The organism is Idiomarina sp. UBA4206 (assembly GCF_002383015.1).
Taxonomy (GTDB): Bacteria; Pseudomonadota; Gammaproteobacteria; order Enterobacterales; family Alteromonadaceae; genus Idiomarina; species Idiomarina abyssalis.
This window is the reverse complement of the sequence record NZ_DFTS01000058.1, coordinates 47,843-51,132: the sequence shown is the minus strand read 5'-3', so window position 1 is coordinate 51,132 and position 3,290 is coordinate 47,843. Positions and strand designations below refer to the sequence as shown.

General features: G+C 46.5%; 5 protein-coding genes and 1 pseudogene. 2 read left to right on the top strand and 4 right to left on the bottom strand.

What is annotated here, in order from left to right; translation table 11 throughout:
• On the top strand, positions 1 to 690 hold a 690-nt coding region (gene hda, locus B3180_RS11875), incomplete at its 5' end, for a DnaA regulatory inactivator Hda (protein WP_286844755.1).
• On the opposite strand, the gene B3180_RS11870 is transcribed toward hda, so the two are convergent.
• Genes B3180_RS11870 through arsC form a run of 3 tightly spaced genes read right to left on the bottom strand, consistent with a single transcriptional unit; the run spans position 687 to position 1,990 of the window.
• Entirely contained in the window at positions 687 to 1,076 is a 390-nt protein-coding gene (locus B3180_RS11870; protein ID WP_054487446.1) for a DUF2069 domain-containing protein, read from the bottom strand. The genes hda and B3180_RS11870 overlap by 4 nt on opposite strands.
• A gap of 9 nt (positions 1,077 to 1,085) precedes the next feature.
• Positions 1,086 to 1,643 carry an NAD(P)H:quinone oxidoreductase gene (gene wrbA / locus B3180_RS11865; protein ID WP_054487447.1) on the bottom strand — a complete coding sequence of 186 codons (558 nt, stop codon included), beginning with the start codon at positions 1,641 to 1,643 and terminating at the stop codon, positions 1,086 to 1,088.
• Positions 1,640 to 1,990: an arsenate reductase (glutaredoxin) gene (gene arsC / locus B3180_RS11860; RefSeq protein ID WP_278358648.1), complete on the bottom strand. Its 351-nt coding sequence runs from the start codon at positions 1,988 to 1,990 to the stop codon at positions 1,640 to 1,642. The genes wrbA and arsC overlap by 4 nt, the downstream gene beginning before the upstream one ends.
• A gap of 59 nt (positions 1,991 to 2,049) precedes the next feature.
• Here arsC and B3180_RS11855 point away from each other — a divergent pair, with 59 nt between their 5' ends.
• Positions 2,050 to 2,499, top strand: a complete 450-nt coding sequence (locus B3180_RS11855) for a TlpA disulfide reductase family protein (RefSeq protein WP_278358649.1) — start codon at positions 2,050 to 2,052, stop codon at positions 2,497 to 2,499.
• On the opposite strand, the pseudogene B3180_RS11850 reads toward B3180_RS11855, so the two are convergent.
• A pseudogene (locus B3180_RS11850) lies at positions 2,491 to 3,290 on the bottom strand (tetratricopeptide repeat protein); the annotation flags it as partial. The gene B3180_RS11855 and the pseudogene B3180_RS11850 sit on opposite strands and share 9 nt — an antisense overlap.

Here is a 3,290-nt window from a genome sequence, read left to right as displayed (position 1 = left end):
ACTGTTCAGTTACCGGACGATGAGCTTTTTTCCACCTTTCTTGAGGGCAATAACGCGACCTTATTAAGTTGGCTAAAAGCCTTACCCGAAGCTAAACCTCCGTTAAAAAGAAATCAGCAGTTGACCTGGTTGTCGGGAACAAGCGGTGTGGGGAAAAGCCATTTAATGCACAGTGTTATTGCATCGGTTGGGCCTCAGCAGCGTATTGCTTATTTACCATTAAAGGAACTTGTTGAGGTTGATGCAGAAGCGGTGTTGAACGGTATTGATCAAGCTGATCTTATTTGCCTGGATGATATTGACACTGTGACGTTGAAACAGGACTGGTGCTTCGAACTGTTCTCTTTAATTAACCGGGTAACCGATAATGAGTCTACCCGGCTCATTATGACAGCAAAGCAGTCGGCGGCTCAGACCGAGGTCGTATTGCCGGACTTACAGTCGCGTTTTCAATGGGCAACGGGGTTTCAGGTACACCCGTTAAACGATGATGAGAAAAATAACGCTTTAATACTCAGAGCACAATGGCGTGGACTGGAGCTTCCTGCCGATGTGGCGGCTTTTATGACTCAGCGACTGGGGCGTTCTATGCGTGATTTAATGAAAGCCCTGAATGAACTTGATCAAGCTTCTATTACCTATCAGCGACGCTTAACAATTCCTTTTGTTAAGCAGGTTCTGGAAATTTAGTTGTAGTCTTTTAGCTTTTTAAGTCCTAAACCTTCTGCTCGTCCTTGATAACGGGCATAACCGGTTGCCCCGATAAAGGCTCCGGTTGTCAATATGATTTCCAGTATCGACCAAATCCGCTCGTCCGGATGTGTGTAAACAACAGTGAGTCCGTGAAGAAAGTAAAACATTAAAATAAAGTTGGTCCACGCGTGTGTATAGGCTTTGCCTTTAACCAGACCGTAGAGTGGAAACAACAACGGCAGTACCCATAAAACAAGAGCAATATAAACGGGCAGCGTTCCTGGCGCATCGGTTGGCATACCGTGCCATAAAGCCACCAAAACAAGTAATGGCCAGTAGAAAACCTGTGTTAACCAGCGGTAAAAGCGCGGAGATGTCGGCATTTAAAATTCCTATGATGAAAGCTTGCTAGCAAAGTTTGTAACCCGTTTGCCTAGTGCAATAGCACATTGACGTTCGTGCTCAGTCAGCTTGTTACTGTGCTCGTGGTGACTGGCTCCGTATGGTGAGCCACCCGATTGAGTTTGATGCAGGGCAGGCTCCGAATAGGGAATACCAACTAACATCATACCATGGTGAATTAAAGGCAGTGCCAGTGTTAGCAGCGTTGACTCCTGTCCACCATGAAGTGAGCTGGATGAAGTAAATACGGCACCAGGCTTATCGGTCAATGCGCCTTGCAACCATTCACGAGAGGTTCCTTCCCAAAACTTCTGCAGGCTTGATGCCATATGACCAAAGCGGGTAGGGCTTCCCAGAATCAGCGCGTCACAGTTTTCAATATCGCTGTTTTCAACTTCCAGATCTCTGTCGCTGACCGCATTACTGCCGTGCCCAGTGCTACGCAGAACAGCTTCGCCACCTGCGCTGGTTACTCCTTCTGCAATAGCGTCGGCAAGCCTTTGTGTTGCCCCGTTGCGGCTGTAATACAGGATCACGACAGAAGTCATGACAGAATATCCAAAACGGCTTCTGGAGGACGCCCAATAGCGGCTTTGTCCCCGGAAATGACAATAGGGCGCTCAATCAGTTTGGGGTTGTTGATCATAGCGGTAATTAATTCGTCTTCGTCGTTTATGCCGGCTAGCCCCAACTCTTTATAGACAGTCTCTTTTTTTCTCATGAGTTGCTCAGCAGAGAGGCTTAATTTAGCCAGTATGTCTTGTAATTCTGCCGCATTCGGGGGTGTTTTAAGGTACTCGACAATTTCCGGTTCAATATTATTTTTCTGCAGTAGTTCCAAAGTTTGTCTTGATTTTGAACAACGTGGATTATGATAAATTGTTACTTGGCTCATAAGTGTCGTACCTTGTAGTATCTGAATATCCGTTAATAGTAACGTAATTGAGGTAAGGAATGAAACTGAGAACACTAGCCTATGCCGCCACGGTGGTATTGATAACGGCATGCTTACCAAAGCCAGATGTCATTACCGACCAAAATAATGAGTTCAGTTGGTCTCAGCTTGAAGGCAAAACTGTTGTTGTTAACTATTTTGCTGAATGGTGCGCGCCGTGTTTGCGAGAACTTCCGGAACTTAATGAATTTAACAGCCATAAACCCGAAAATGTTGAACTAGTTGGAGTAAGTTTTGACCCGATGTCGAATAACGAACTCGCTGAGCTCAAAAAGCGCCATGGCATTGAGTTTCAACTGGCCTTGATGGACCCTGCACCTGCGTTTCCGTTTCAACGTCCACAAATGTTACCGGCAACCTATGTGATAAAGCCTGATGGCACGGTAAAAGGACCCCTTATGGGCGAGCAGGATCTTGAATCATTGGAAAGTGCCATTAATTCACATTAAGTTTTGTACTTGCTGCTCTAAGTTACGTATTTGATCAATACGTGCGTTAAGTCGTTTGTGAGTAAGGTCACTGTCTGTATGGTTGTGAGCCGTATGCAATTGGTCGATAGCCAGTTTAAAGTTACCTCTTAGCGCGAGTGCCTCAGCGCGAGTTTCATACATAGCAGCACGTTTTCCATTACGCTCATAAACCTGGGTAAGAAGGTCAAGCGCGAGTGGATCATTGGGTTGTTGTAACAGAAAGTCTCGTAGCAGCTTCTCTGCCAGAGAGGTGTCCTGCGCCTTAAGCGCAGCATTGGCAAAATTTAATGTAATAACGGGTTCATTGGGTTGTTGAACATACTTGCCGCGCAACCAATCCAATACCGTTTCATAGTCATCTTTTGCAAGCAAAATATCGGTTTGAACATCGATATAAAAGGGGTTGTTGGGTGCTCGCTCCAGCAAAGGCTGCATCAGCTCAAGGGCAACATCGGTATGACCGTTATCTAAAGCACGTATAGCAAGAGCGTACTGTCCGGCTTGCTGGTTTATCGCGTTACGGCTAGAGCGCATAGATTGAAAGTCGCTTTGGGTGCTGTTGCCAATATATCGAGCCTGAATTCTGGCCTTTGCCAGAGCAAAATCGAGACTTGGCGGGACATCGACACGTTGCATGTTTTCTGCCCGGCTTCGGGTATCTGCAATACGAGACTCGGGAAGGGGGTGCGTCATTAGCATTTCAGGCGGTTTGCTAACGTACCGGTATTTCTCCGCTAGACGCCCAAAAAAGTCAGGGGCGCCTCTTGGGT